Here is a 26986-nt window from a genome sequence, read left to right as displayed (position 1 = left end):
GGCTCCTCGAGCAGGACTCGAACCTGCGACCCAATGATTAACAGTCATTTGCTCTACCAACTGAGCTATCGAGGAACATCATTTGCTGTTGCGTTTGAACCAGAGCCTATCACTTATCAGCCTCTACTTAAAGTAATCTAAGTAGTTGTCCTAACAAGTGTTTTGGCTCCTCGAGCAGGACTCGAACCTGCGACCCAATGATTAACAGTCATTTGCTCTACCAACTGAGCTATCGAGGAACTGCTCAAACACGGTGCGTAGTATACTGATTGAAACGCTCGGGTCAAGTATCGATTACGGGGGAATGCCTAGCCCCTGGTTTCGTGTATCCGTATAATGCACGCATTCAACGGCCGCACCAATCGCTGCCCAACCGTTATTTCATTCATCCCTCGTCTCCCCCGACGACCCATAGATGACAGGTACCGATGGCGAAGAAGCTCTTCATCAAAACGCACGGCTGCCAAATGAACGAGTACGACTCCTCGCGTATGGCGGACCTACTCGGCGAATCTCACCAGCTGGAGCTCACCGATAACGAGAAGGAAGCAGATGTGATTCTGCTGAACACCTGCTCGATTCGTGAAAAAGCTCAGGATAAGGTCTACCACCAGTTAGGCCGCTGGAAAAAGCTCAAAGACGCCAATCCGGATCTTGTGATTGGCGTAGGCGGCTGCGTGGCCAGCCAAGAAGGTGAAGCGCTGCGTAAACGCGCTCCTTTCGTAGATATGATTTTTGGCCCGCAAACCCTGCACCGGGTGCCGAAGATGCTCGACGCCCGCGCCAATAATCAAATTGCGGCGGTGGATGTCACCTTCCCCGAAATCGAGAAGTTCGACCACCTGCCGCAGCCCAAATCTGATGGTGCCACGGCGTTTGTGTCGATCATGGAAGGCTGCTCGAAGTACTGCACCTTCTGCGTGGTGCCTTACACTCGCGGTGAAGAGGTCTCTCGCCCGTTTGAGGCGGTGATGGATGAAGTCATGCACCTAGCCGACCAGGGCGTGCGTGAAATCAACCTGCTGGGCCAGAACGTAAACGCCTACCGTGGCGACAACGAAGACGGCGACGAGATTGACCTTGCCGAGCTGATCGCCTGCATCGCGGCGGTGGATGGCATCGACCGTATTCGCTTCACCACCTCTCACCCGGTGGAGTTTACGGATAGCTTGGTAGACGCCTATGCGGATATTCCGGAGCTGGTGAGCCACCTGCACCTGCCGGTACAGTCTGGCTCTGACCGCATTCTGAGCGCCATGAAGCGCGGCCACACGGCGGAAGAGTACATCGAGAAGATGGAGCGTATCCGCGCTAACCGTCCGGATATCAGCTTCTCCTCTGACTTTATTATCGGCTTCCCCGGTGAAACAGAAGAGGATTTCGAGGCCACGATGGATCTGATCCACCGTATCGGTTTCGATCACTCGTTCAGCTTTGTGTATTCGGCGCGCCCCGGCACCCCGGCTTCCGGCTTGCCGGATGACACCCCTGAAAGCGTGAAGAAGCAGCGCTTGGCGATCTTGCAAGAGCGCATTCTTCAGCAGGCCGCGCAGATTAGCCGCCGTATGGTGGGCACTACTCAGCGCATTCTGGTTACCGGGTTTTCTCCGAAAGACCCCGGCCAGCTCTCTGGGCGTACCGAGAACAACCGCGTGGTGAACTTCCGCGCCGCCAACCCTACCGAGTTAATCGGCTACTTTGTGGACGTCGAAATCACCGAAGCGCTGCCTAATTCGCTGCGTGCTGAGCTTGTGTCTGCCGAGCGTTATTAATCGGCGTCTTATCCTAGGTAATTGCCCCGGCACCGCCGGGGCAGTAAGCTGAGTCTCACATACATCAACTGACGGGTTTCTTACTCTTGAGCCAGCCATCACCTCAGGCCAATCGCATTATCACCCTAAGCCTTGAACCCAATGATCCGCAGCGTCTTGCAAGCCTATGCGGCCAACAGGACGAGCATCTAAAGCTGATTGAAAGCCGCCTGGACGTGACGTTGCGCAACCGGGGCAATGTATTTCAGCTGGCCGGTGCCGCTAACCGTATTAAAGCGGCGGCTAACGTGCTGGAACACCTCTACCGTGAAACCGCTGCCGACGAGCTTTCGGCGGATACCGTGCATCTGTTCCTCCAAGAATCCGGGCTTGAAGCCCTGGAAGAGGAAGACGATGGCGAAGGCGGTAGCGATGAAGTCATCATGCGCACGCCGCGCACCATGATTAAGCCACGCGGGCTTAACCAGCAACGCTACGTGCAGAGCATCCGCGAGCACGATATCAACTTCGGCATTGGGCCAGCGGGTACCGGTAAAACCTATCTGGCCGTGGCCGCTGCGGTAGAAGCGCTCAATCAGCAAGAAGTGCGCCGCATTCTGCTGGTGCGCCCAGCGGTGGAAGCCGGTGAGAAACTGGGCTTCTTGCCGGGCGACCTTGCTCAAAAAATCGACCCGTACCTTCGCCCGCTGTACGACGCGCTGTATGAAATGATCGGTTTTGAGCAGGTGGCGAAGCTGATCGAGCGTCAGGTGATCGAGATTGCTCCGCTGGCCTATATGCGTGGCCGTACGCTGAACAACTCCTACATCATTCTGGATGAGAGCCAGAACACCACGCCAGAGCAGATGAAAATGTTCCTGACGCGGATTGGTTTTGGTTCCACCGCCGTGATTACCGGGGATATTACCCAGGTCGACTTGCCGCGTGGGCAGCGTTCGGGCCTCTCGCAAGTGCTCGACGTACTCAAAGAGACCCCCGGAATCGGCGTGACGCACTTTGCCGCGAAGGACGTGGTGCGCCACCCGCTGGTGCAGCGCATCATCGAAGCCTACGACGAGTTTGAATCGGAGCAGGAAGTGCAAGAGCGCGCCCGCCGTGAAGCGCGCCAGCAAGAGCGTGAAGCGCGTATGCACGCGCTAGAGCGCAACAGCGAGCGTTCTGGAGAAGCCTACCGATGAGCGAGATCGTGATTGATCGGCAGGCGGCGATTGATGAGCCACTGCTACCCTCGCTTGAACAGCTCACCCATTGGGTGGGCTGTGTCTTTTCTCGCCACCCGGATGATGACCGCTTAGAGCTCACCATTCGTTTTGTGGATGAAGAAGAGAGCCAAGCGCTGAATAGCGACTACCGGGGCAAAGATAAGCCCACCAACGTGCTCTCCTTTCCCTTTGAAAACCCACCCGGCATTACCCTGCCGCTGCTGGGCGACCTAATCATCTGCCACGCCGTGGTGGCACAAGAAGCCGACGAGCAGCAGAAGCCCCTGGCCCATCACTATGCTCATATGGTCGTACATGGCACCCTGCATCTCATGGGTTACGATCATATTGATGAGCAGGAAGCCGAAGAGATGGAGCAGCTAGAACGTGAGCTGCTGGCAACGCTTAATATTCCTGATCCTTATCACGTGTAAGCTGCTACCCTGAGCCAGCCTAATGTTTAGGGCATGTTTAGGGTGGTGTTGGCTGCCACTCAGTGATAAAACGATGACGTGTAAATACGATCATCCGTTCGTAATATCTTATTCGTAACACCTTATCCGTAACTGAGAGATTTGACGCAATGAGCGAAGACCGATCGAGCAACCCTAATCAAAAATCATGGCTCGAGAAACTCTTTGGCGCCCTTTCCGGAGACAACGACGAACCCAGCTCGCGGGATGAGCTGATGACGTTTTTACGCCACACCGCAGGGAAACTGAAGCTGGACCAAGACGCCATCATGATTATTGAGGGCGCACTGGATATCAGCGACCAGCAGGTGCGTGAAATCTTGATCCCACGCTCTCAGGTATCGGCGATTACCCTTGATCAAACGCGGGATGATTACCTGCCCCTGATTCAGGAAACCGGCCACTCCCGCTACCCGGTAGTGGGCGAAAACCTGGACGACGTGAAGGGCATCTTGCTGGTCAAAGACCTGCTGCCGCTGCTCTCTCAGTCTCAAGAGAGCCGCGATGCGTTCAAACTGGAAGACGTGCTGCGCCCCGCCATGTTTATTCCAGAGTCCAAACGCCTGAACACGCTGCTCAAAGAGTTCCGCGAAACCCATAACCACATGGCCATCGTGGTAGATGAGTACGGCGGCACGGCGGGCATCATCACCATTGAAGATATTCTTGAGCAAATTGTCGGGGATATCGAAGATGAGCACGACACCGATGAAGAGGACGATATCCGCACGCTGGAGAACGGCCACTTCGCGATCCGCGCCCTCACCCCGATTGAAGACTTCAACGAGCGCTTTGGCACCGAGTTCTCTGATGACGAGTTCGACACGGTGGGCGGCCTTGTGATGCAGCAGTTTGGCCACCTACCCGGCCGTGGCGAGCACACCAGCTTAGGCGGCTGGCGGTTTGTGATTCTGAACGCCGATAACCGCCGGATACGGCTGCTTGAAGCCTATCGCGACAGCACCGCGACGGAAGACGAAAGCCAAGACGACTAGCCTGTCGCCCTCACCTTGCCTACCTCACCCTGCTGATAGGATATCGCCATGGGGTTTACACCCACGTTGACGCTTCAGCTGCTAGCCGCCTTGGTGGCTGGCGGCTTTACGACGCTTACCGCTTCCCCGTTTGAGCTTTGGTGGCTTGGCCCTGTCGCCATCGGCCTGCTGTATGCTGGGCTGCACACCCTAAGCCCTGCCCAGGCCGCGTTAAAAGGCTGGCTGTATGGCGTGGCGCTGTTTGCTAGCGGCACCTCATGGGTTTATGTCTCGATTCACGACTACGGCTATACCGGTGTGCCGCTCGCGGTCTTTTTAACCGCGCTGTTTGTGAGCGTACTGGCGCTGTTTTTCGCGGGCACGTTCTGGCTCTACCGGCGCTTTATTGGCCCCCGCTGGGCGCTGCTCACCTTCGCAGGCGCATGGGTGCTGGGCGAAGTGCTGCGCACTTACTTGTTTACCGGCTTCCCCTGGCTGCTGGTCGGTTCTAGCTACGTGGACTCCCCGCTGGCCAGCTGGGCGCCCGTTGGGGGTGTGTACTTACTCTCGCTGCTGGTGGTGCTTACCGGCACGTTAGGGGCGGAACTGCTGCGCCGCCAGTGGTGGGCGGCGCTACCGCTGGCGGCTATCTGGCTGGCTCCTTTCGTACTGCCCAGCCAATGGACAACGCCCGTTAGCGAACCCACTCGCGTCGCGCTGCTGCAAGGTAACCTGCCCCAGCTGTTAAAATGGACCCCTGAAGGCCAGCGCACAGCGGCCAACATTTACAGCGACTTAACCCGCGAAGTAGCGGATGAAGCGGATCTGATCTTATGGCCTGAAACCGCGCTGCCCATGATTGATAGCCAAGCACGGCCAGTGCTTGAGCGCGTGCAGGCCAACCTGCCGCCTGAAGCCGCGCTGCTAACGGGCATTGTTCAGCTCGATGAGAACAACCGCTACTTTAATAGCGTGATTGGCGTGGGTAACGTGGAAGGCAGCTACCAAAAAGAGCACTTGGTGCCGTTTGGTGAGTACCTGCCGCTAGAGAGCGTGCTGCGTGGGGCCATCGACTTCTTTGACCTGCCGATGTCGAGCTTTAGCAAAGGCGCATCTGAGCAGGTGCCCATGCAGGCGGCGGGCGTCGCGATTGGTAACGCCATTTGCTACGAAATTATCTACCCGCAGCTCGTCGCACAGCGGGCAGCCGATAGCGGTGTAATCGTGACGGTTTCCAACGACACCTGGTTTGGTGCCTCCATTGGCCCGCACCAGCACCTGCAAATGGCCCGCCTGCGCGCGCTGGAAAATGGCCGCTACGTGGTTCGCGCCACCAGCAACGGCATCACCGCGATTATTAACCCCCGTGGTGAACTGGTAGACCGCGCCCCGCAGTTTGAAACCACCTACCTCACGGGCGAGTTCTACGCCATGGAAGGGTTAACGCCATTCACCCGCATGGGCAGCTGGCCCGTATGGCTGCTGGCGGGGCTGATGCTGGTTCCAGGCTTACTGCGCAGGCGCTAAGCGTTGTCCGTTAATTAAGCAACACTTTCACCCCAACATCTGCTGGATGCCTATTGTTTGGCAAGATGTTGGGGTAAAGGACCCAACCAGCTAGCAAAGCCGTTGTCCCCCCTTATCACTTAAACGCAAATAACCATTCACCGCATAGCGGTTATTAGTATTACGTTACTGCGTAAAAGCGTCTCGTAACGCTGTTTCAACACGAATGCTCTCTATTTGAAAACAGCGCTTGTACTTCCCTCCCTCACTATGGTTTAACGTTAATAACACATAGATTAAGGGTGGTGAGAGTGAATATCTCATTCAAACGGCTATGCACCTCTATCATGGTGATGGCTGCAGCCTCGGTTAGCCTCTCTGCCGCTGCGCAGCCACTGTCACTCCCCACCGCTTGGCAGCAGCTGCGCGAACAAGACGACGACGTTGCCGCTGGGCAAGCCGCTCAGCAAAGAGCGGCCGCCCTTCTCTCTTCAAGTAGCAGTTTGCTTCTTCCACAAATCGACTTAATCGGCTCCTACACCCACTTAAATAGTCCCATCGAAGTGGATGCCTTAGCGCTTAACCCGTTAACCAGCGCAGCGGCAACGGTTCCCGGCCAGCTGTTAGTCGATTTAATTGGCGGGCCTGAGGCCTTTACCACCCCGGTAACTAATCGCAATATCGCCAGAAGTTCGCTGGCGATGTTTTGGCCCCTGTATACCGGCGGAAGAATCACCACGGCGCGGGACTTACTCTCACTGGAAGAGCAAGCGGCTGCCTTGTTACTTGAAGAAGTCTATCGCGTGCGCTTTATGGAGTTAGTGAGCACCTACTATGGGTTGGTGATGGCCGAGAGAGCCCTAGCCACCCAGCGCCAAACGGAAGCCACCCTAGGCCACCATTACCGTTCCGCCCAGGCGCTGGAGGATCAATTCCAAATTGCGCGGGTAGAGCGGTTAGCAGCAGAAGCCGCCTATGATCGCGCTCGCATTACTACCCGCGCCGTAGAAGAGCAGCGCAATAGCGCCCGGCAGGCGCTGGCCTCGCTCGTTCATCATGCCAGTACCCAGCCCTCTTTGGCGGCGCACTCTCCCTCGCTGCTGGCGCCTAGCTCTCCGCTTTTTACGCTACGTGCACTGCCGCCTATGGATACGTTCAAGCCAGGGCTTGCGGACCACCCAGGGCTTAGGCTGCTCGCCAATCAAAAAGCACAGGCGGAGAGCGTCGTTGACGCAAGCCGCGGGCTGTATCAGCCGAATGTGTTCATGTACGGCAGCTATAACCTGTATGAAGATGACTCGGTGGCCAGCGACCTCACGCCCGATTGGCTAGTAGGGGTTGGCGTTAGCGTGCCGCTGGTGGACCGCAGCGGGCGTAGTGGCAAAGTGCAGGCCGCCGTTAGCACTGTTGTGGAATTAGACCACCGCCAGCAGGCGGCGGCGCGACGGCTAGAACTGCTGCTTGACCACCAGTATCGCGAGGCTCAGCAGGCGCTGAATGAGTATCGCGACCTTGCCAGCACCGTTGCGTTAGCAGAAGAGAGCCTGCGCTTGCAGGAACTCGCGTTTGCAGAGGGCTTGGGCCGTGCGTTAGACGTGATTGATGCGCAGACGTTTTTATCCGCGACACAAACACGCCGAGATGCAACGGCCTTTCAGTTTGTCGTCTCGCTGGCACAGCTATTAAGCATTACCGGCCAGCAAGAGGCGCTGTTTGACTACCTTAGCCAGGGAGAGCCCATCCAGTGACTACTCGTAAACTCCTCCTGCTGGCCATGTTGGTGGTGATCATAGGGGCCATTGCCACGGTGTTTTGGCGTACGTATCGCCCGCCCACGCCGCAACTGCAGGGGCAGATAGAGGCACGCCAATATATGGTCTCCTCCAAAGTCCCCGGTCGCCTTGCCGAGATTGACGTGCGACGTGGCGACCGCGTCGCCGCAGGCGAGCGTATGTTTCGTATCGACAGCCCCGAACTCGAAGCCAAATTGACCCAGGTCGATGCGCTAGACACCATCAGCCGCTCGTTAGCCCAAGCGGTGGAAGGCGGCACTCGGGAAGAGAAAATAGCCGCGGCGCGCAGCGAGTTTCAGAAAGCTCAGGCGGCTGAAAGCATGGCGCGCACCACCTATGAACGTATTCGGGTGCTGGCCGACCAGGGCGTAGTGGCGCGCCAGCGCTTGGATGAAACCTTCACTTTGCTGCGCGTGGCGGAGCAAACACGCGTTACTGCCGGTGAAATTTTACGCTTGGCCGAGGCTGGCCCGCGTGAAGAGGCACGCACCGCCAGCCGTGCAGGCGAGGAGATCACCACTAGCCTACGGGAAGAGATCAACGAATTACTTGAAGACTCCATGGCCTTTGCGCATCACTCTGGGGTGGTAAGCAACGTGCTGCTGAATACCGGCGAGCTGGTGCCTCAGGGCTTCCCGGTGGTGATGATCACCGACCTTGATGACGCCTGGGCGCTGTTTAACGTGCGCGAGGATCTTCTCCAACGGGTGCCGCCAGGGGCGGAGCTTGAACTGACGATTCCGGCGCTTAACCAAACCGCGCTGTTTCGTGTGACCCATATTGCGGCGCTCGGCGATTTCGCCACGTGGCGGGCCACCGTGCCAGGGCGTGGATTCGATATGCGCACTTTCGAGGTGGAAATGCACCCTGTTGCGCCGGTGGCGGGGCTAAGGGCTGGCATGAGCGTGCTGCTCGAACTACCCGACCTTGAATCAAACACCCAACATGGCAACGAATAACGTTACTGGCTGGCAGGCGCTACGCCGCCAGCCTTGGTTATTGGCACTGGTGGGTTGGCTACCGCCCGTGCTGACACTGCTGTTAATCGCCATTTTTGCCCTAGGCACGCCACAGTCGCTGCCTATTGGAGTGGTGGATTTAGACCACACCGCTGAAGCCCGCGCACTGCAACGCCACCTAGATGCCAGCCCCGCGCTGGATGTACGGCACCCCTATGCCTCGCCCAGTGAAGGTGCCGAGGCACTGCAACGCGGCGATGTGCTGGCGCTGCTGATTATCCCCAACGATTTTGGGCGCGACTTACGGCTGTCGCTAAGCCCGGAGGCGGTGGCTTTTTACAATAGTCAGTACTTACTGGCGGGCAAGTTCATTGCCTCTGCCGTCACGCAATCCAGCATGACTTTTGCCGCAGAAACAGGCGTGGCACTTCGGTTAGGGCAAGGCTATGCCCTTCCTGAAGCGGTGGCTGCGGCCGCACCTGTGCGTCCACAAATCACCGCGCTGTATAACGCGGGCATGAGTTACGCGCTGTTTTTGGTCACGACGATTACCCCTGCCTTATGGCAAATCATGATTGTTGTCGCCACGCTCCTCACCCTGTACTGGCGTTTAGAAAACGCCCCGCTGCCTGACGGCTACCTCGCCAGAAGCCACGCCCTTTGGCAGCTGCTCATGCCTATTTCGCTGCTGCTCTGGTTACAAGGGCTAATCACGCTAGGGCTATTTCACTATTTTCTTGGCTGGATCCCGGAGGGCTCCGTTGGGTGGTTAATCGTGGGCATGGCCCTGATGGTGCTGGCGATACAAAGCATGGCGATGCTGATACTTGCCGTGGTGGCCAATAAAGTGCGAGCGCTGAGTTTATGCGCCGCCTACCTTGCCCCAGCGTTTGCCTTTATGGGCATTACCTTTCCACGTGGCGATATGAATATGTTGGCTCGTCTCTGGGGAAATTTAATGCCCTCCACCCATTACATTGAGCTGCAGGTCGCGGTGGCCGACCACGGTGCGCCGCTCGCCACGCTATTGCCGCCTTTACTCACCCTGCTGCTCTTTCTCATTCCGCTGCCTTTTGCTATTCGGGCACTACCCAAGCAGCTCACCGTCGACCCTACCGAGCAGGTATCCTCATGAGCGATTGGCGGCGCTTTTGGCAGGCATGGCGTGCTGAAATAACCCATATTGTGGCCGACCGTGCGGTGCTGCTGGTGATTGTGGGCGGCCTGTTATTTTATGCGGTGCTGTACCCGCTGCCGTATCAAAAAAGCGTTCCCGGCGAGCAGGCCATTGCCGTGCTAGACAGCGACCACTCCGCCATGGCGCGCCAGCTGATTCGCATGGCCGATGCCGCCCCGCAAATTAGAGTCGCGGCACGCCCCGGCAGCATGGCAGAAGCCGAAGCGCTGCTGGCCAATGACGAGGTTCACGGGCTGCTGGTGATCCCAGAAGGGTTTGAGCGCAATGTGTATCTCGGCAATCCCACCAGCCTCTCTTTTGCAGGGGATGCCAGCTACTTTCTCATTTATGGCAATGTGGTCGAGGGGCTGCTCACCGCCGCCACCACGTTAAGCGTTCAAACCCAACTCATGAGCAGCTTGCTCAAGGGTGATAACCCCACGCAGATTCCTGGGCACATTATGCCCATGCGGGTGATTACCAAACCCGTTTTTAACCCTACATCCGGTTACCTGAACTATATCGTTCCGGCGGTGTTTGTCTTGATTCTCCACCAGACCCTACTGATCGCCGCAGGCAGCGTCACCATAAAAGATCGCGCTCGGCGTCTTCTCGGCCAGCCCGCCACCTCGCTGGCGCTGGCGATTCCGCTAAGAGTCGCCAGCTTTATGCTGATCTATTTGCTGTTCGCGATGCTCTATTTTGGATTCTTTTTCCGGCTGTACGGGATTCCCCATGTGGCCACGCCAGGGCCACTGCTGCTGTTCAGCCTGCTGTTTTTCATGGCGGCCACGCTGTTTGCGATTTGGCTGGGGTATTTACTGCCTAGGCCGGAACTGACCACCGTGGTGGTGCTGCTCTCTTCCTTACCTATTGTGTTTACCGCAGGCTTTGCCTGGCCTGCCGAAAGCCTGCCCCGCTGGCTGGATGTCATCACCCTGCTGATTCCGGTAAAACCCGGCATCCAGGGTTTTTTAGCGATCAATCAGATGGGCGCTCCTATCCTCAGTATTTGGCGTGAAATCGGCGTGCTGCTGGGGCTGTGTGCGCTATACGGCAGCTGGATTGGCTGGTTGGCGCATCGTCAGCGTCGGCTTGCTAAGTAGCGCCACCACGTAAAAGCCCCCACCACTTTTCAGTGGCAGGGGCTTTAGGGGTGTGCTGAGGAGCGATGCCTAACGCAGCTCTTTAACCGCGGTGGCGTGGCGGCCTTACTGGCTGGCCGCGCCGCTGGGGATTTCCCCTAGCACTTCAGGAATGGTCATTTTCACATAGCGGCCGGGGGCGGGCTCAATCGCTTTTAACTCGCCTTCTCCTGGCTGGCGTGCAGGCACCATCTTTTTCGGGTCCGCATCCGCGTAGCCGTTCTCTGTGACCCACGCCTGCCAATGGGGCCACCAAGAGCCTTCGTTAAAGGTGGCGCCTTCTTGCCACGCGTCATGCGTTTCAGGCAGCGTGTCGTTGGTCCAGTAGCCATACTTATTCTTATGCGGCGGGTTCACAATACCGGCAATATGCCCAGAACCGCCTAGCACGAAGGTGACCGGGCCTTTAGGCAGCAGCGCACCGTAGTAGGTACTGTTCCACTTGGCGATGTGGTCTTCTTTGGTGGAGACAAAGTAGCTGGGGGTTGAGACTTTGCGCAGGTCGATTTTCACCCCGTCAAGCTCGATACCATCCGGCTCTACCAAACGGTTGCCCAGATACATATGGCGTAAATACCACGCATGGGTACCTGCCGTCAGGTTGGTGCCGTCGGTGTTCCAATACAGCAAGTCAAAGGCCGCTGGCACTTCGCCTTTTAGGTAGTTATTGATATAGAACGACCAGAACAGGTCGTTTTCCCGCAGCAGGTTGAAGGTGTAGGCCATCGAACGGCCATCCAGATAGCCTTTCAACTGCAGCGTGTTCTCTAGGCCTTGAACCACTCGCTCATTGAGGAAGACGCCAATATCGCCCGGGTCGCGGAAGTCTTGCAGCGTCGCCATGTAGGTAACCGACTTCACCTTACGGCCACGGCGCGTGCTGGTGAGGTAGGCCACGGTAGAGGCCGTTAGCGTGCCGCCTACGCAGTAGCTCAGCAGGTTAACCGACTTCTCGCCGCAGGCCTGCTCAATCGCCTCCATGGCGCTGATGGGGCCCAGCTGCATGTAGTCGGCCCAGGTAATATCGCTCTGCCCGGGGCCAGGGTTGCGCCAGGAGATCAGAAATACCGTATGCCCCTGATCCACCATCCACTTCACCAGCGAGTTATCTTCCCGCAGGTCGAGAATGTAGTACTTGTTGATCCAGGGCGGCACGATCAACAGCGGCGTTTTAAAGGTGTTTTCGGTGGTGGGCGTGTACTGAATCAGCTGAATCAGCTCGTTTTCATACACCACGGAGCCAGGCGTCACCGCAATGTTCTCGCCTACGCCAAAGGCGCTGCGGTCGGTCATGCGGACGTTGATGCCTTCCGCTGAGTTGGCTAAATCTTCGCGCAGCCGGGCAAGGCCATCGACCAAATTCTGGCCTTTGGTTTCCAGGGTGCGGCGCATGACTTCCGGGTTGGTGGAGACGAAGTTGGTGGGCGACATAGCGCTAACCATCTGGCGGGCGTAGAACGCCAGATTACGCTTATGGGTGTCGTCTAAACCGTCTAGATCGCCGATTAACTCCTCGACCATCTGCGAGAACAGCAAATACTGCTGCATGATCGCCATGTAGTAGGGGTCGGTGGTCCAGGCTTCGTCTTTAAAGCGGCGGTCGTGTTTGGGCGGCGTGACCAGCGGGGCCACCTGCTCACCGGCCATGGCGCGCACGCCCTGCTGCCATAGCAGCCACTGGTCCTGCACTAACCGCGACTGGGTTTGCCACAGCAAATTGGGGTTGCTCATCAGCGATTGAGCGGCGGCTTCAAAGCTTTCGCGCATGTCGCTGTACACAGAGTCAGCGGCTTCGCTAGGCACCATGCGTGACAGCAGGTCTTGTAGCAGGCCTTTGTACTGCTCACCCACGTCGTCAAGCTGTGCCTTCCATGTCTCCATCTCTTGCTGGGACAACGGTTGAGACGGCATTTTCCACCCTGACTGCATACAACTTCCCCCTCACCAATTGGGCGCGATTCGCCCTGGCAACTTTCTAAAAAACGCTCTAAGGAACGCTGGAAATGAACGCGGCGCCTCAAAGGCGCCGCGAACACTACTCACCGTTAGCTTTTGCGAGACGACTGACTTGACGCTTTAGCAGCAGGCTGCTCACCTTTGGCGGCGGCGCTGGCCTGTTCGCTCATTTTTTGTCCGGCTTCGCTAAACAGTTTCTCCATTTCGGATTTGAACTGCAGGCTCATTTCGCCCATGACCCGTGCATCTTCCTGCATTTGCTGGGAGAGCTCGTTCATCATTTCCGCTTGCTTGGTACCGAAATCACGCAAGCTCTCTGCATCGTCAATTTCGGTGGCGCTGCGGATGCGCTCGGTGCCCATCTGGCTGTAGCGTTTCATCGCTTCCAGCTGGTATTGGGTCATCTTTTCCATGTTATTGAGCATCAGCGAGTTCATCTTGCGCATCGGCTCAAACATTTGGCGAGTTTGGGCGCTAAAGGCGTCCATCATTTTATCTTGCATTGTGGTTGCTCCTGTCTCTTATTCCTTGGCATGAGCCTAGAGTGGCTCATCACATCGCAGATTGCTGCACTGCAAAAAGAGTAATCCTTAGCATGCTGCTTTGCAACAAGGAGCTTTCCATTCGCTCCTTGTGCATCATCTACCCTTTCGCGCGCGAACGAGACGAGGCCGTGGCTTTCGCCTTGGTGCTTTTCTCGCTTGCCGCTGACGCTGGTTCGCTATCCTCTTGGCTGCCTTGACTGGTGCCGCCCGTGTGGGCGCTACCTGCCTGGCGAAACATATCCAGCATCATTTGCTGGTAGGTACCAAAGTTAGCCAGCCCCTGTGAAAGCCCTTGCTGCATCATGGGTTGCTGCAAAAAAGGGCGCATTAAGCTCATGGGGTCGTAACCTTCTACCCCTGATTCCATCTGCCGCTGAATATTGTCCAGCAGGCTCTGCTGGAACGCTTCTACATCCGGCAACCCCAGCGACTGCCGAAACTCATCCGGCGTCAGGTCAAACTCAACGTTAATTTTCATAGGCGACTCCTTAACCATCTGGTTTGAGTGTAGCAGCGAACCACTCAGCGCACCTTGGCGTTATTGCTGGCCTAATCGCGGTGTATCAACGCTAACATCAGCGTTTTGGCCCCGGTGGCGCAGCCAATGATCCAACAGCGTAATGGCCATCATGGCTTCGGCAATGGGCGTCGCTCGAATGCCCACACAGGGGTCGTGACGCCCTTTGGTAATCACCTCTACCGGCTCGCCATGCACATCAATAGAGCGGCCCGGTGTAGTAATACTGGACGTTGGCTTGAGCGCCAGCCGCGCCACAATGGGTTGGCCGCTGGAAATACCGCCCAGCACCCCGCCCGCATGGTTAGAGAGGAAGCCTTCCGGCGTCATCTCGTCGCGGTGTTCGCTGCCGCGCTGGGCAATACAGCCAAAACCTGCGCCAATCTCGATTCCTTTTACCGCGTTAATGCTCATCAAACCGTGCGCTAGGTCAGCATCCAGGCGGTCGAAGACTGGCTCGCCCAAGCCTACGGGCACGCCATCGGCAATCACGGTAATTTCTGCGCCCACGGAGTCTTGATCCCGGCGCAGCTGGTCCATGTAGCTTTCCAGCTCGGTGACTTTATCGGGGTCGGGGCAGAAGAAGGCGTTCTGGTCGACGGCTTCCCAGGTTTTGAAGTCGATCTTGATCGGGCCGAGCTGGCTCATGTAGCCGCGAATTTGAATGCCCTGGGCCGCCAGCACCTTTTTGGCAATGGCACCCGCCGCGACGCGCATAGCAGTTTCGCGGGCGCTGGAGCGGCCGCCACCCCGGTAGTCGCGATGGCCGTACTTATGATGGTAGGTGTAGTCCGCGTGGGCAGGCCGGAACTGGTCTTTGATCTTGGAGTAATCTTTCGAGCGCTGGTCAGTGTTCTCGATCAGCAGGCCAATCGAGGTGCCGGTGGTTTTGCCTTCAAACACGCCGGAAAGAATGCGCACCTGATCCGGCTCTTTGCGCTGGGTGGTGTGGCGCGAGCTGCCGGGGCGGCGACGGTCTAAATCGCCCTGCAAATCCTCTTCGCTAATCGCAATGCCCGGAGGGCAGCCATCCACAATGGCCCCTAGTGCGGGGCCGTGGCTTTCGCCAAAGGTGGTGACGGTAAACAGTTTGCCAAACGTATTGCCAGACATGGGCGTTAATTCCTCACGCAAAAGACGCCGCATGGGCGTCGAGTTCAGCGGCGCTCAGGGCAAACACGCCCTGGCCGCCACGCTCGAATTCAAGCCAGATAAAGGGCACTTCCGGGAAGGCCGCCTCTAAATGGCGGTCAGAGTTGCCGACTTCAACAATCAGCCAGCCCTCGGCCGTTAGATGGTTACGCGCTTCGCGCAGAATGCGCCGCACGATATCCAGGCCGTCGCTGCCTGAACCCAGTGCCAGGGCTGGCTCATGGCGAAATTCGGCGGGCATGGTGGCTAAGTCGCGCTCATCCACATAGGGCGGGTTGGAAACGATCAGGTCAAAGCGCTGCCCTTCCAGGCCGTTAAATACGTCCGATTCCACTGCGCGTACCCGGTCGCCGACATCGTGGCGGGTAATATTCTGCCGCGCCACGGCTAAGGCATCCTGGCTGATATCCGCCAGCGCCACTTCGCAGGTAGGCAGTACCAGCGCGGTGGCAATGCCAATGCAGCCTGAACCGGTGCACAAATCCAGCACGCGGGCGGGCGGCTCTTCGGGGTACCACGCCGCAAAGCCATCCTCAATTAGCTCGCCAATCGGTGAGCGGGGAATCAGCACGCGCTCGTCTACGTTGAAGGGGTAGCCTGCGAAGAAGGCTTCACCCAGTAGATACGGCAGCGGGCGGCGCGTGGTGACGCGCTCGCGGGCGAGGCGAATAATCCGCTCGCGCTCAACCGGCAGCAGACGCGCATCCAGCACGGCAGGGTCTACGTTCCAGGGCAGGTGCAGTGCGCCTAAGCAGAGCGCGACCGACTCGTCCCAAGGTGACTGCGTACCGTGGCCGTAGTGCAACCCCGCCAGATAAAACTCGCTGGAGACCCAGCGCAAATAGTCGCGCAGGGTAAAAAGGTCACTCATCAGCGTCGAATCGGGCAGCGACAGTGTTGAGGAAGAGGGGTCATCGGTAAGATGCGTGGTCACAGGGGCTCCTGGCGTCAATAGTTCGTGGAATGATTGTACCTTTGACGCCGCCCGGTTCACAGCAGCGCCAAGCTCGCTATACTGTCTCGCCTTAGCGTTTTTTATCCACCGCCCCTTTTTTCACCACTACTTAGTTGATTTGAGCCGACCATGACGCGACACCTGCCTAACGATGACGATATCAGTGCCTTTCGCCAAGCGCTGCAGGCGGCAGGGGTACGCCGTATTGCCACTAACCAAGCCGACCCCGGCAAGCCCAAGCGCCAAACGGATGCCAGCGAAGCACGCCGCCGCGCGGCGGTAGAAAGCAATACGCTGCAAACCAGCGGGCGCACGTCTGATGGCCGTGTAGAAGCCGTACGGCCATCCGAGTATTTAGAGTTCAGCGTGCCCGACCTGCCCTGGCGCACGTTCAGCCAGCTTAAGCGCGGCCAAACGGCCTGGCAGGCAGGGCTAGACCTTCACGGCTATACCCTGGAAGAGGCGCGGCTGGAGCTAGAGAGCTTTCTGCGCGATGCCGCAGGCCAAGGGCTGCGCTGTGTGCTGGTAGTGCATGGCAAAGCCTGGGGCACCACCTCTGATTTCCCGGTGCTGAAAAGCCACACCAATGCATGGCTGCGCGAATGGCCCGGCGTGCTGGCGTTCTGTTCCGCCACGGATATCGATGGTGGCACCGGGGCGGTGTATATCTTGCTGCGCAAGCGCGGCCAGTAGGCCGCTATATACTCGCCGTCACTCATGCACGCCGTTATTCGGTGGCATCCGAGGCAATGCTAGGCATGCGCCGCTCCAGGGCTTGGTCGGCCAAGTGGCGGCCTAACCGAATCAGATCATTGGCGCGGTGGAATTCGTACGTACTGCACACGGTTTTAGGAATTTCGATCAGCACGTCTGGCGGGTAGCCTGCCACTTTGTACTTCGCCAGCGCCGCCTGGGTAATATCAAACGACTCCAGAATCATATCCAGCTTGCCCCATTCGCGCTTGCCGCGCAGGTCCACCGTTTCATCGTCGTCGCTGTCGTCACCGCCACCGCCCAGGCCGCCCCATAGCCGCCGGGTGGTAGCACGCACTTCTTCCATCCAGCCGCCAATATTGGCATCGCGGCTCCGCTCTAAATCGGTGCGGCTGTCGTCGTTCTCTTGCTGGGGCAGCAGCTCTTCTAACGTGACCGGCTGCGGGCTGTGGGCGGTGACGTTCACCGCCACCACAAAGTCAGCCTCATGGGCGGCTAAAATGGGCATCATCGGCAGCGGATTCAACAGCCCGCCATCCACCAGCACCTGTTCACCAATATGCACCGGGGTAATTACCCCAGGCACCGCGATAGAGGCGCGAATAGCGCGTAGCAGCGGGCCGTTCTGAAACCACACTTCCCGCTGGCGCACTAGGTCTGTCGCTACGGTCGTCACGGGAATCGGCAGGTCTTCGATCAGCCGGTCGCCTACCAGCTCTTCTAGCTTGCTCATTACTTTGTTGGCGCGCATTGCCCCCATAGGGCTCCAGGTAACATCAACCAGTTTGAGCACGTCCAAGTAATCGAGATGGCACACCCAGTCTCGGTACTCCGGCAGCTTGCCGGAGGCGTAAATACCGCCAATCAGCGCCCCCATGGAGCACCCAGCAATCGAAATAATCTCGAAGCCACGGGCCTCCAGCGCTTCAATCACACCGATATGGGCGTACCCTCTTGCACCGCCGCTGCCCAGCACCAGCGCGACTTTATTGCCGCCGCCCTGCGCTCTCCCTGTCAATTGGCTGACCACGTTCGCTCTCCCCTTTCTACTAACGCGCTGACGCATCTAAATCGCTCGGCCAATAACGTCGGCTACCCGCTCTACGGCAGAAGGCTCTAAATGCAAATGGTGGCCGCCTGCCAGCACGTGCCGAGTAAGCGTCGGCACCGCCTGCCGCGCCTGGGTTGCCCAAGCGCGCTCGCCTAGAATACCTCGCTCACCTTCTATCAATAGCACCGGTGCCTGAATTTCGGCCAGTATCGCGAGCACCTGCTGCGGCGTAAAACGCACAAGCGAAGGCTTAAGCAGACGGCTATCGGTGCGCATTTGTACTTTTCCATCGGCGGTGGCCTGGGTATTACGCTCTACCAGTGGGGTCGCGGTAATGCTATCCAGCGCCGTAACGCCGCCCGCCACACGCGCCGCCACGGCGCTCTCAATATCTGGGTAGCGAGGTGCGCGAGAAAGCGGCCGACGGTGGGCCACTAAGCCTTTGCGCAGCTGGCTTGGCGTCTCTTCAGCGGGCGTATTCAGCGCGCCTAAGCCGTCAATCAGAATTAACCGAGCGACCTTCTCCGGTAGCGACGCCGCCAGCAGGCAAGAAACCGCTGCTCCCATGGAGTGGGCAAGCAGCGTAGCCTGTTCAAGGCCGAGCGTTTCCATGGCATCCAGCACGTCGTGGGTGTAATCCCAGAGCGCGTAGTCGCTGCCAGCGGGGGCATGAGCAGAGTGCCCGTGTCCACGAAAATCAATTGCCACGATGCGAATACCCAGCGTGTTCGCCAAGCGAGGGGCCAAACGTGAAAAGCTGGCCGCGTTATCCAGCCAGCCATGCAGCGCCAGCCAGGTCGGCGCATCTTGCCGCCCCCAGCTCAGCGCCGCCAACCGACCACCGGCCAACGAAAGCGGTTGAGGAGCCGTGCCTACTCGGGAAGCGTCGTTCATAAAAATGGGTCTCACTGCGAAAATCTGGCGCGTCTGGTGACGCTCCTAAATGTGAACATTACGATGCAAACATTGCGGTGCAAACGTTACCATGCTCGGCGCAGCGCTTGTGCTGCTTTTATACGGCCATGGGCCACGACGCCGTTCATTTTTTGATGGAGATTGCCATGAAACCTCGCCGCGATACCCGCGCTCGCAACCTTGTATTCTTTATTGCTGTGGTCAGCGCTTTGGTCGTGGGGCTGTGGCTCGCCCGCTAACAGGGTGCACTGTGCTTAGCCTTCTTAGGAAGGCACTTGCAATTTTTGCCTCATGAATAAATACTGTTTAAATATACTGTATATAAACACACTATTTATTCATGAGGACACCGATAATGCCGTCTCAACCCGCCCCTTTTGCCACTCCCCCGGTTGCGACAGCCTTTCCGTTAACCTCCCAACCGCTGCCGTTTCCTCCGCTAACGGGCCGAGCAGGCTTTAGCGGCTTTCCTTCGCCTGCCCAGGATTACGAACCGCGCACGCTTGATCTTAATACGCGGCTTATTAAGCACCCCACTCAAACGTTCTATCTCACCGCCACCGGGGACAGCATGGAAGGCTGGGGCATCTTTGAAGGGGACCTACTAGTGGTGGATCGCAGCGTGACGCCCCGTTTGGGGCATATTTTGGTCGCCATGTTTGATGAGGAAGTGCTGATCAAACGCTACGCGCTGTATCGCGGTACGCCGCACCTCTGCTCTGCCCATCCCCTTTATCCGCCGCTGCCACTAGAGGGCACCGACTGCCAGCTGTGGGGCGTGGTGCGCGCCGTTATTCACGAGTACTTGCCATGATTGGGCTGGTGGATGCCAACAACTTTTATGTTTCCTGCGAGCGGGTATTTGCCCCCTCGCTAGAGGGCAAACCCGTTGGTGTGATGTCGAATAACGACGGCTGCGTCATTGCACGCTCGGCCGAGATGAAAGCCATGGAGATCGCCATGGGCACGCCGGCTTACCAGTTAGAGGGGCTGCGCCGCCGAGGGGTGATTCATCTGCTCTCTTCCAACTATGAGCTGTACGGCGATATGTCGGCGAGGCTTGCCCAACTGTTGCGCGACGCCTGCCCGGAGGTTGCCCCCTACTCCATCGATGAGATGTTTATCTACCTGGATGGCTTCGACGATGCCCAGTGCCAAGCCATAGGCACGGCGCTGCGGCGGCGTATTCGTCGCCATTTAGGGCTGCCCGTGTGCGTGGGTTTAGCACCAACGCACACGCTGGCTAAGCTCGCCAACCACGTGGCCAAAAAGCAGCCGCATTATGAAGGGGTATGTTTGCTCCACGGCGAGAGCGCCACCACACAAGTACTGCTGAAGCAGCTGGCCGTTAGCGACGTATGGGGCGTCGGCCGACGCTTGGCGGAACGGCTGGCGGTTAGCGGCATTCGCACCGCCTGGGACTTACGGGAGTGCGACCCCAAGCAGCTGCGCAAACGCTTTTCCGTGGTGCTGGCTCGTACCGCATTAGAACTACGCGGTACGCCCTGCCTGGAGATGAACGCCGTGGAGCAGCCCCGCCAACGCATCATGACCTCGCGCTCGTTCGGCCAATCCACCGGCGTAAAAGAGGAGCTGCACGCCGCACTGCGCCGCCACGCCCAGCGCAGTGCCGAAAAACTGCGCCAGCAAGGCAGTCTGGCCCGCGCGGTGATGCTGTTTTTAAACACCAACCGCCACCGCAAAGACCAGCCACAGCTCTCACCGAGCGCCATGATTCCCCTCGATGCGCCCACCGACGATACCCGTGTGATTCTAGAGGCCGTTCGCGAAGGGCTAGAGCAGATGTACCGCCCCAGCTTCAAGTTCATGAAAGCGGGTGTGATGCTGTTGGATTTGGTAGACGCGCAGCAGTACCAGCTCTCTCTGCTGCGGCCAACTACCAAGGCGCATCCTCATTTGATGAAGACGATCGACGCCATTAATCAGAAGATGGGGCAAGGCACGCTGCGCTTCGGCATGACCGATGCCGACGCGCCCTGGCAGTTACGCTGCGCGCACCGTTCCAACCGCTACACCACGTGCTGGGATGAGTTAATGGAGGCAGGCACTCACCCTGGCGCGATTGACGACGCCAAGGTGAGGCGTGAACAGCAGCGCTTAGCGGGCGGAAAGCGCGTGGCGAAGACGCGGGCTAATGGCTTCACCCACCACGGCAACTAGCACCAGCAGCGCTAACAACATCGGCCAGTGGGCCGCAAACGAGACCTGATACAGGCCTAGGGCATCAACAAAAATCACCAGAATCCCCAGCGGGCTGACATAGCGCACCATGGTGAGCCACAGCGCGTAGGGCAGCGGTGCAAGCCCCAGCTCGTCGCGGAAGGTCTCGCTTTTCAGCACAAACCCTGCCAGCAGTACCATGCCTAAACCACCCAGCGGCATCATCCAGCGGGAGGTGAGGTAATCGAGCCAGTCAAAGAAGTTTTTGCCTGCCAGCGTCCAGTCAGCCCCTAAGTTAAACGACAGCATCGCCAGCGTGCTAATCAGCCACAGCACAATACCCGTGGCCCACGCGGCTGATTTACGGCTCATGCCTTTGTTGTCGCATAGCCAAGAGACCGTCGCTTCTACCATCGAGATTGAGGAAGTGAGCGCGGCCATAGAGAGCATTAAGAAGAAAAACACACCGAACAGCGTACCCATGGGCATCGCTTGGAACGCCAGCGGCAGGCTCATAAAGATCAGCCCTGGGCCTTCACCGGGGTTCATGCCGTTGGCAAAAATCACCGGGAAGATCGCCAGCCCCGCCATCAGCGCCACCACGGTGTCTGCCACCGCCACGCTCAGCGTGGTGCGGCCAATGGAGGCACCTTTCGGCAGGTAGCTGCCGTAGGTCAGGATTGCCCCCGATGCCAATGAGAGCGTGAAGAAGGCGTGGCCCAAAGCCGCCAGCATACCTTCGCTAGACAGGCTGCCTGCTTTGAACGAGAACAGGAAGCTCACCGCGTCGCCAAAGCCGCCGGAAAACACGCCGAACACAATCAGCAGTACCAGCATCAGCACCAGCCCTGGCATCATCCAGCTAACGTTTTTCTCGATGCCTTCTTGAACGCCTTTACCCACAATGACCATGGTGAGCAGCGTGACCAGCGTACTCCAGCCGCCTAGCGTGATGGGGTTGGCGTTGTTGGCCCCAAACACCGCGGCCATATCGTCAACGCTGGTGCCCGCCAAACCGCCGGAGAGCATTTTCCATAAGTAGGAGAAGGACCAGCCGGCCACTACGACGTAAAACGACAGAATCATAAAGCCGCAGAGCATGGCCATCCAGCCAATCAGCGACCACATAGAGGAGCGGCCAGACTCGTTCACCACACGGCGAATGGCATCAATGGGGCTTCCACGGCCACGACGACCAAAGGCAATTTCCGTCATCATCACCGGGACGCCCACCGCTAAGATGCACGCTAAATAGACCAGTACGAAGGCACCGCCGCCATACTCCCCCGTGATATAGGGAAATTTCCAAATATTGCCTAGTCCCACCGCCGAACCGGTGGCTGCCAACATAAAGCCCCAGCGGCCTAGCCACTGAATGCGAGGTTGCCCAGAAGACGCCATGACCTTCCACCCTGTCAGAAAAAAGCGCCTATCCTAGTGGATTTTGCCGCGAAAGCCCACGTATCACGGTGTGGCATAGCTCGCTTTTGCTTCGGCATCTAGCCGCTGGGCGGTTTGATCGACTTTGCGCAGCCACGCCAGCAGCAGCGCTCCGGCACATACGAAGCCCCCGGCCAGCCAGAGGCCGACATAATAATGGCCAGAGGCTTCTGCCAGCATGCCGGTTAACGCAGGAGCCACAATCTGCGCTGCGCCGTAGGCCAGGGTCATTTGCCCCATCAAACGGGCGGGGCTGGCAGGGTAAAGCCTACCGGCCATGGTCAGCACTAAACTGACACAGCCCAAGAATGTGCCGCCGTACAGCACGGCGCTAATCAACACGCCCGGCAGCGTGGGGCTGATGGCAGGCAGCACAATGCCGACTACCTGCACCAGCATGGCCACAATCAGCGCGCCTAAATAACCGATCCGCCGCGCGATTAAATCCCACAGCATCACCGCAGGCGCTGCGGCCAGCCCCACCAGCGCAAAGGCCCAGTTTCCGGCCCCGGCCAGCAGCGGTTCACGCTCCACAATCGCGACCAAAAACGTCGCGCTGATCACATAGCCATAGCCCGCACAAAAGTAGGCAGGCAGCATAAGACGCATAAAGGTGCGGCTAGGCGGCGTTGCAGGTGCTTGATGGCTGGCAGCACTGCCTACCACCGGTTTCACCGGGCGCGGCAACCAGCACCAGGCAGGCACCAACAGCACCGCCCCTAAGGCGCTAAAACCCCACCACTGCGCTTGCCAGTTCATTGCCAGCGCCAGCATCAGCTCTACCGCTAAGGCCGCCACCACAATGCCAATGCCAACACCTGCAAAGTGGATGCCCAGCTCGCCTCGCTGACGGTGCTGAATCAGCCAATGCAAAATCAGCCCTGACGCCAACAGCATCGAGCCGCTGCTGGAGAGCCCCGCCAAAAAGCGCAGCCCTGCCCATACCCAAAAGTGCTCGGTCAGCGCCATACCGGCGGTGGTTAGCACCGCCAGCACTAGGCCAATGCGAAACAGCGTATCTTTGAGATAAATCGTGCGAATTGAAGCCGCGAGCACCGCCCCCAGCATATAGCCTGCGTAGTTGAGCGCCGCCAGCCAGCCGCCATCGGCGTCGCTAATCCAGCTCTGCTGCTGCATGACCGGCAGTAGCGGCGTATAGGCAAACCGCGCAATACCAATGCATAAAATTTGGCTAAACACACCCGCTAGCAGCACTTTAAAGCGCTGCGTTTGAACGCTAGCAGTGGGCATGGACACTCCCTCGTCGTGAGCTTTTTTGTTGTGATAGGGTGGCATAAATGGATAGCCAGCTATCTTCCATCATACCCGGAATCGCGCGCCGTACTATCCGCTAAACGTGGCACCTGGAATCAGCGCATTGGCGCGCAGAATCTGGCAGACTAAGCCTCACGTTTCACCACAGCCATAAGCGAGCAAGCACCATGAGCGATACTGCAAAACCCTGGACGCAACCGATGCCCGACGCGCAGTTCAAACTGATGCGCGATATTTTGGCCGCCCCCAGCCCGGTAGGCCTGGAAGGCGCAATGACCTACGGCGTTCTGAAGCCTTACTTCGAGAGTTTCGCCCCCAGCGACTGGCACTTGCACCAGTTCAAAGGCAATGCGGGCGTGGTGCTGGATACTCACCCGGGCCGTGATGACATGTTCAAGCTGATGATCATCGGCCATGCGGACAAAATCCGCATGCAGGTTCGCTCAATTGGTGAAGATGGCAAAATCTGGATCAACACCGACTCCTTCCTGCCCAGCGTATTGATCGGCCATGAAGTTACGCTGTTCAGCGAAGACCCGGAGGCCCCCGGCAGCTACCGCAGCATTGAAGGCGGCACGGTGGAAGCGCTGGGTGCTATCCACTTTTCTGACCCCGCCCAGCGCGATGGCAGCAAAGGCATTAAGAAAGAGCAGATCTATCTCGACCTGCAAATCCACGGCGAGAACAAAAAGCAGCAGGTGCTGAACCTGGGCGTGCGTCCGGGCGACTCGATTATCTTCAACCGCCCTATCCGCCAAGGCTTTAGCCCGAATACGTTCTACGGCGCATATTTGGACAACGGCCTGGGCTGCTTTGTGACGGCGGAAGTGGCGCGCCTGATCGCTGAAGCGGGCGGCACCGAGAACGTACGGGTGATGTTTGCTATCGCCAGCTACGAAGAGATTGGCCGCTTTGGTAGCCGCGTGTTGGCCGGTGAGCTAAAGCCCGATGCGCTGATTGGCGTGGACGTTAACCACGACTACGTGGCGGCACCCGGCATTGGCGATAAGCGCATGCAGCCGCTGGAAATGGGCAAAGGCTTTACGCTGTCGGTGGGCTCTATCGCCAGCGAACAGCTAAACCGTATTATTGCCAGTGCTGCCAAAGAGCAGGACATTCCCATGCAGCGGGACATCGTGGGTGTGGATACCGGCACCGACGGCATGGCAGGCGTGTTGGCTTCCATCGATAGCGCCGCGACCTCTATGGGCTTCCCGATCCGTAACATGCACACCATTTCGGAAACCGGTAACACCCAGGACGTGCTGGCTGCCGTTCATGCGCTGCACCACACCATTCAAGCGCTGGATGCCCTACCCAATCTTAAGCAGGCCTTCTTGGATAACCACCCACGCCTAGACCAAGCCAGCCCGCTGGCTCACCAAGGCAGCGCTAAGCCTGAAAGCGACGACGACAAACCCGCTTAAACGGCATAAAAAAACCCCGGCCATTGCTGGCCGGGGTAGTAGTAATTCCTCCGTAATCCTTCTTCACGAACCTCCTGTTCGTGCATCCCTGGTCTTACAAGCGTTCCGTGCTTGCTCCTGATCCTTTACACCTTTCCTTGTGTTACTGCTCACCTTGAACCTTATATGTGTCAAACACATTAACCTGGGATAGAAAACAGCGTACTTTTATTAAATATTGCTTTTCGACATGCTAAAGCCAACACATGCCCCTAGCATGCTTTTCGTAGCGCTTTACCAGGTTGCTGCCTATACTTTTTTGGCATCTGTAAGGATGCATTTCTACACGGACGTTACCACGCCTGAACCCATTCACCCCCTAGCGGTAGGAGGTCAGCGTGCGACATATCATGATTAGCTCGAAAGTCCACGGTGTGGATATTATGTGCCGCCACTGCGGCAATGCAGAATCCGCGACAACACCGTACCTTAACCGGTTCCGGATAGAAGGCACCGGGAAAGACAGCGTGCTGCTGCGCTGTTTAAGCTGCCAAACGTCAGTATCGGCTCCCATGAGCCAGCTAAGCGCCCTGTTCTATCACTACGCCTGTTAATGGCACTTGTCACTGGCCCTTGTAACAGGCACTTTCCACAACAGCGGTTCGCGCTCCGTTGGCTCATAAAAAAACCCCGGCCATTGCTGGTCGGGGTTTCATCAGGTCCTCCTTAATCCTACTTTACGAACCTCCTGTTCGTACATCCTTGTGCACCGCAAGCACTCCCTGCCTGCACTTCCCTGTAACGCCGTCCCTGCGTTATGTGCACACAGTGCGCTTTAAAGCCGCTGAGTTATCTAACCCATGATATGAAACCTCAAAAGTTTTGCCCCTGTGACTAAAACGCTCAACTTACCTTGCAGTGGCTTCTATCAAAAACATACAATCGTGCACGTTTGCAAATTATAAAGGGTAACCCCGTGACGACTACCACTCTTCCATTAAAGACTCCCCTGCTAACACGCACCGTCCCTTGGCTTGCAGCCGCTCTGGGTATGGCGTTGGCCACGCCTGCACTGGCCAATAGCTGGGAAGGCACCGTGGGCGCAGGCGCGGCTTATGCCCCTGATTACCTGGGCAGCGACGATTACGATGTTCAGCCACTGCCAGTGTTAAACCTGACTTACGGTGACGATCTTTCCATCAACCTACGCGATGGCATTGCCTGGCACGCAGTTCGCCAGGGCGACTGGACTGTCTCGCCGTATATCGGCTACACCTTCGGGCGTGATAACGAGGGCGACATCAGCCGCTTTGAGAAAGTCGATGGCGGTGCCACCCTTGGCCTGCGTGTGAGTTACCAGCAGGGCCTATGGCGTTACAGCGTCGCAGGCAGTACGGCGGTAACGGGGGATGTCGAAGGCGCTAACTTCACAGGGGAAGCAGCCCTGCGCCTGCCTATGAGCGAACGCACGCTCTTCACACTGACGCCAAGTGTGAGCTACTCCAATGAACAATGGACTGAATCGTTCTTTGGCGTCTCGGCACAAGACAGCGCCCGCAGCGGCGTAGCGGCTTACACGCCTGATGGCGGCTACTGGCGGGCAGGCATTAACGCAACGCTTAGCTACGCGTTAACGCCGGAATGGACTGCCACCGGCTTTTTAGGCACCACTTACCTGACCGGCAGCGCCTCCGATAGCCCTATTGTGGAAGACCTAGGCAGCGACTGGCAGGCATTAAGCGGCGTATCGCTGACTTATCGATTCTAGTTCGGCGATGACCACCACAAAAAAGGCGGACCCATGGCCTAATGCCAGTCAGTTAAGAGTTTCATCAATGAACTGACAATGCGATATTCCGGTATCAGTGACTCTCTGAT

24 protein-coding genes and 2 tRNA genes are annotated in these 26986 nt (G+C 57.9%); 15 read left to right on the top strand and 11 right to left on the bottom strand.

Annotation, left to right across the window (positions count from 1 at the left end; translation table 11 throughout):
• Window positions 1–2 precede the first annotated feature (2 nt).
• Window positions 3–75 (bottom strand) — tRNA-Asn (locus R0J87_RS17510).
• An 88-nt stretch (window positions 76–163) separates the two neighbouring features.
• A tRNA-Asn gene (locus tag R0J87_RS17505) sits at window positions 164–239 on the bottom strand.
• A gap of 189 nt (window positions 240–428) precedes the next feature.
• Here R0J87_RS17505 and miaB point away from each other — a divergent pair.
• The 9 genes from miaB (at window position 429) to R0J87_RS17460 (ending at window position 10962) form a co-directional block, all read left to right on the top strand.
• Entirely contained in the window at window positions 429–1772 is a 1344-nt protein-coding gene (gene miaB, locus R0J87_RS17500; RefSeq protein ID WP_422102382.1) for a tRNA (N6-isopentenyl adenosine(37)-C2)-methylthiotransferase MiaB, read from the top strand.
• A gap of 86 nt (window positions 1773–1858) precedes the next feature.
• Window positions 1859–2950, top strand: coding sequence for a PhoH family protein (locus tag R0J87_RS17495; protein WP_404465696.1), 1092 nt, complete (start codon window positions 1859–1861; stop codon window positions 2948–2950).
• Window positions 2947–3408, top strand: a complete 462-nt coding sequence (gene ybeY / locus R0J87_RS17490; protein ID WP_188638127.1) for an rRNA maturation RNase YbeY — start codon at window positions 2947–2949, stop codon at window positions 3406–3408. Before R0J87_RS17495 ends, ybeY begins: the two co-directional genes overlap by 4 nt.
• 149 nt (window positions 3409–3557) lie before the next feature.
• Window positions 3558–4442, top strand: coding sequence for a CorC family transporter (locus tag R0J87_RS17485; RefSeq protein WP_404345254.1), 885 nt, complete (start codon window positions 3558–3560; stop codon window positions 4440–4442).
• A gap of 48 nt (window positions 4443–4490) precedes the next feature.
• Entirely contained in the window at window positions 4491–5948 is a 1458-nt protein-coding gene (gene lnt, locus R0J87_RS17480; protein ID WP_498887748.1) for an apolipoprotein N-acyltransferase, read from the top strand.
• Between the two features lie 290 nt (window positions 5949–6238).
• On the top strand, window positions 6239–7675 hold the full coding sequence (locus R0J87_RS17475; RefSeq protein ID WP_498887747.1) for a TolC family protein: 1437 nt from the start codon (window positions 6239–6241) through the stop codon (window positions 7673–7675).
• Window positions 7672–8679: an HlyD family secretion protein gene (locus R0J87_RS17470; RefSeq protein ID WP_498887745.1), complete on the top strand. Its 1008-nt coding sequence runs from the start codon at window positions 7672–7674 to the stop codon at window positions 8677–8679. The genes R0J87_RS17475 and R0J87_RS17470 overlap by 4 nt, the downstream gene beginning before the upstream one ends.
• The gene (locus R0J87_RS17465; RefSeq protein ID WP_498887743.1) at window positions 8666–9814 is read left to right on the top strand and encodes an ABC transporter permease; all 1149 of its coding nucleotides are present in this window, start codon (window positions 8666–8668) and stop codon (window positions 9812–9814) included. Before R0J87_RS17470 ends, R0J87_RS17465 begins: the two co-directional genes overlap by 14 nt.
• Complete coding sequence (locus R0J87_RS17460) at window positions 9811–10962, top strand: ABC transporter permease (protein WP_498887741.1); 1152 nt, start codon at window positions 9811–9813, stop codon at window positions 10960–10962. The genes R0J87_RS17465 and R0J87_RS17460 overlap by 4 nt, the downstream gene beginning before the upstream one ends.
• A 105-nt stretch (window positions 10963–11067) precedes the next feature.
• Here R0J87_RS17460 and phaC read toward each other — a convergent pair whose 3' ends face one another.
• The 5 genes from phaC to prmB form a co-directional block, all read right to left on the bottom strand.
• Window positions 11068–12930 carry a class I poly(R)-hydroxyalkanoic acid synthase gene (gene phaC / locus R0J87_RS17455; RefSeq protein WP_498887740.1) on the bottom strand — a complete coding sequence of 621 codons (1863 nt, stop codon included), beginning with the start codon at window positions 12928–12930 and terminating at the stop codon, window positions 11068–11070.
• Between the two features lie 116 nt (window positions 12931–13046).
• Complete coding sequence (locus R0J87_RS17450; protein ID WP_498887738.1) at window positions 13047–13460, bottom strand: phasin family protein; 414 nt, start codon at window positions 13458–13460, stop codon at window positions 13047–13049.
• A 139-nt stretch (window positions 13461–13599) separates the two neighbouring features.
• Window positions 13600–13980 (bottom strand): hypothetical protein, encoded by a 381-nt coding sequence (locus tag R0J87_RS17445; protein ID WP_498887737.1) that lies wholly within the window; start codon window positions 13978–13980, stop codon window positions 13600–13602.
• 60 nt (window positions 13981–14040) lie between these two features.
• The gene (aroC, locus tag R0J87_RS17440) at window positions 14041–15132 is read right to left on the bottom strand and encodes a chorismate synthase (protein WP_404345246.1); all 1092 of its coding nucleotides are present in this window, start codon (window positions 15130–15132) and stop codon (window positions 14041–14043) included.
• A 13-nt stretch (window positions 15133–15145) separates the two neighbouring features.
• On the bottom strand, window positions 15146–16042 hold the full coding sequence (gene prmB, locus R0J87_RS17435; protein ID WP_498887751.1) for a 50S ribosomal protein L3 N(5)-glutamine methyltransferase: 897 nt from the start codon (window positions 16040–16042) through the stop codon (window positions 15146–15148).
• Between the two features lie 213 nt (window positions 16043–16255).
• Between prmB and R0J87_RS17430 the strand changes: the two genes are divergently transcribed.
• Window positions 16256–16819: a Smr/MutS family protein gene (locus R0J87_RS17430; RefSeq protein WP_188638116.1), complete on the top strand. Its 564-nt coding sequence runs from the start codon at window positions 16256–16258 to the stop codon at window positions 16817–16819.
• A 34-nt stretch (window positions 16820–16853) separates the two neighbouring features.
• On the opposite strand, the gene R0J87_RS17425 is transcribed toward R0J87_RS17430, so the two are convergent.
• Together R0J87_RS17425 and R0J87_RS17420 are read right to left on the bottom strand one after the other, a co-directional pair.
• Window positions 16854–17870, bottom strand: a complete 1017-nt coding sequence (locus R0J87_RS17425) for a patatin-like phospholipase family protein (protein ID WP_404345244.1) — start codon at window positions 17868–17870, stop codon at window positions 16854–16856.
• A gap of 36 nt (window positions 17871–17906) precedes the next feature.
• Window positions 17907–18785: an alpha/beta fold hydrolase gene (locus R0J87_RS17420; RefSeq protein WP_498887734.1), complete on the bottom strand. Its 879-nt coding sequence runs from the start codon at window positions 18783–18785 to the stop codon at window positions 17907–17909.
• A 376-nt stretch (window positions 18786–19161) separates the two neighbouring features.
• On the opposite strand from R0J87_RS17420, the gene R0J87_RS17415 reads away from it, so the two are divergent.
• Together R0J87_RS17415 and R0J87_RS17410 are read left to right on the top strand one after the other, a co-directional pair.
• Entirely contained in the window at window positions 19162–19620 is a 459-nt protein-coding gene (locus R0J87_RS17415) for a LexA family protein (RefSeq protein ID WP_404345242.1), read from the top strand.
• Window positions 19617–20987, top strand: coding sequence for a Y-family DNA polymerase (locus R0J87_RS17410; RefSeq protein WP_498887732.1), 1371 nt, complete (start codon window positions 19617–19619; stop codon window positions 20985–20987). The genes R0J87_RS17415 and R0J87_RS17410 overlap by 4 nt, the downstream gene beginning before the upstream one ends.
• Here R0J87_RS17410 and R0J87_RS17405 read toward each other — a convergent pair.
• The gene (locus R0J87_RS17405; protein ID WP_498887731.1) at window positions 20925–22388 is read right to left on the bottom strand and encodes a sodium-dependent transporter; all 1464 of its coding nucleotides are present in this window, start codon (window positions 22386–22388) and stop codon (window positions 20925–20927) included. The two genes, R0J87_RS17410 and R0J87_RS17405, sit on opposite strands and share 63 nt — an antisense overlap.
• Before the next feature lie 63 nt (window positions 22389–22451).
• The gene (locus tag R0J87_RS17400; protein ID WP_404345239.1) at window positions 22452–23678 is read right to left on the bottom strand and encodes a YbfB/YjiJ family MFS transporter; all 1227 of its coding nucleotides are present in this window, start codon (window positions 23676–23678) and stop codon (window positions 22452–22454) included.
• 191 nt (window positions 23679–23869) lie between these two features.
• On the opposite strand from R0J87_RS17400, the gene R0J87_RS17395 reads away from it, so the two are divergent.
• From R0J87_RS17395 to R0J87_RS17385, 3 genes are all read left to right on the top strand, one after another.
• The gene (locus tag R0J87_RS17395; protein ID WP_404345238.1) at window positions 23870–25129 is read left to right on the top strand and encodes a M20/M25/M40 family metallo-hydrolase; all 1260 of its coding nucleotides are present in this window, start codon (window positions 23870–23872) and stop codon (window positions 25127–25129) included.
• 377 nt (window positions 25130–25506) lie between these two features.
• Window positions 25507–25722 carry a hypothetical protein gene (locus tag R0J87_RS17390; RefSeq protein ID WP_404345236.1) on the top strand — a complete coding sequence of 72 codons (216 nt, stop codon included), beginning with the start codon at window positions 25507–25509 and terminating at the stop codon, window positions 25720–25722.
• A gap of 362 nt (window positions 25723–26084) precedes the next feature.
• Window positions 26085–26876 (top strand): MipA/OmpV family protein, encoded by a 792-nt coding sequence (locus tag R0J87_RS17385; protein WP_498887730.1) that lies wholly within the window; start codon window positions 26085–26087, stop codon window positions 26874–26876.
• Window positions 26877–26986: the final 110 nt, after the last annotated feature.

Source organism: Halomonas sp. SIMBA_159 (assembly GCF_046536035.1).
In the GTDB taxonomy this organism is placed as follows: domain Bacteria; phylum Pseudomonadota; class Gammaproteobacteria; order Pseudomonadales; family Halomonadaceae; genus Vreelandella; species Vreelandella venusta_A.
The sequence above is the reverse complement of the archived record's forward strand: the minus strand, read 5'-3'. Positions and strand labels throughout refer to the sequence as shown.

Excerpts from the sequence above, each read along its gene's own strand:
- miaB (WP_422102382.1), top strand. The coding sequence starts at position 429 with ATGGCGAAGAAGCTCTTCATCAAAACGCACGGCTGCCAAATGAACGAG.
- ybeY (WP_188638127.1), top strand. The coding sequence starts at position 2,947 with ATGAGCGAGATCGTGATTGATCGGCAGGCGGCGATTGATGAGCCACTG.
- R0J87_RS17485 (WP_404345254.1), top strand. The coding sequence starts at position 3,558 with ATGAGCGAAGACCGATCGAGCAACCCTAATCAAAAATCATGGCTCGAG.
- lnt (WP_498887748.1), top strand. The coding sequence starts at position 4,491 with ATGGGGTTTACACCCACGTTGACGCTTCAGCTGCTAGCCGCCTTGGTG.
- R0J87_RS17465 (WP_498887743.1), top strand. The coding sequence starts at position 8,666 with ATGGCAACGAATAACGTTACTGGCTGGCAGGCGCTACGCCGCCAGCCT.
- R0J87_RS17460 (WP_498887741.1), top strand. The coding sequence starts at position 9,811 with ATGAGCGATTGGCGGCGCTTTTGGCAGGCATGGCGTGCTGAAATAACC.
- phaC (WP_498887740.1), bottom strand. The coding sequence starts at position 12,930 with ATGCAGTCAGGGTGGAAAATGCCGTCTCAACCGTTGTCCCAGCAAGAG.
- R0J87_RS17450 (WP_498887738.1), bottom strand. The coding sequence starts at position 13,460 with ATGCAAGATAAAATGATGGACGCCTTTAGCGCCCAAACTCGCCAAATG.
- R0J87_RS17445 (WP_498887737.1), bottom strand. The coding sequence starts at position 13,980 with ATGAAAATTAACGTTGAGTTTGACCTGACGCCGGATGAGTTTCGGCAG.
- aroC (WP_404345246.1), bottom strand. The coding sequence starts at position 15,132 with ATGTCTGGCAATACGTTTGGCAAACTGTTTACCGTCACCACCTTTGGC.
- prmB (WP_498887751.1), bottom strand. The coding sequence starts at position 16,042 with ATGAGTGACCTTTTTACCCTGCGCGACTATTTGCGCTGGGTCTCCAGC.
- R0J87_RS17430 (WP_188638116.1), top strand. The coding sequence starts at position 16,256 with ATGACGCGACACCTGCCTAACGATGACGATATCAGTGCCTTTCGCCAA.
- R0J87_RS17420 (WP_498887734.1), bottom strand. The coding sequence starts at position 18,785 with ATGAACGACGCTTCCCGAGTAGGCACGGCTCCTCAACCGCTTTCGTTG.
- R0J87_RS17415 (WP_404345242.1), top strand. The coding sequence starts at position 19,162 with ATGCCGTCTCAACCCGCCCCTTTTGCCACTCCCCCGGTTGCGACAGCC.
- R0J87_RS17410 (WP_498887732.1), top strand. The coding sequence starts at position 19,617 with ATGATTGGGCTGGTGGATGCCAACAACTTTTATGTTTCCTGCGAGCGG.
- R0J87_RS17405 (WP_498887731.1), bottom strand. The coding sequence starts at position 22,388 with ATGGCGTCTTCTGGGCAACCTCGCATTCAGTGGCTAGGCCGCTGGGGC.
- R0J87_RS17400 (WP_404345239.1), bottom strand. The coding sequence starts at position 23,678 with ATGCCCACTGCTAGCGTTCAAACGCAGCGCTTTAAAGTGCTGCTAGCG.
- R0J87_RS17395 (WP_404345238.1), top strand. The coding sequence starts at position 23,870 with ATGAGCGATACTGCAAAACCCTGGACGCAACCGATGCCCGACGCGCAG.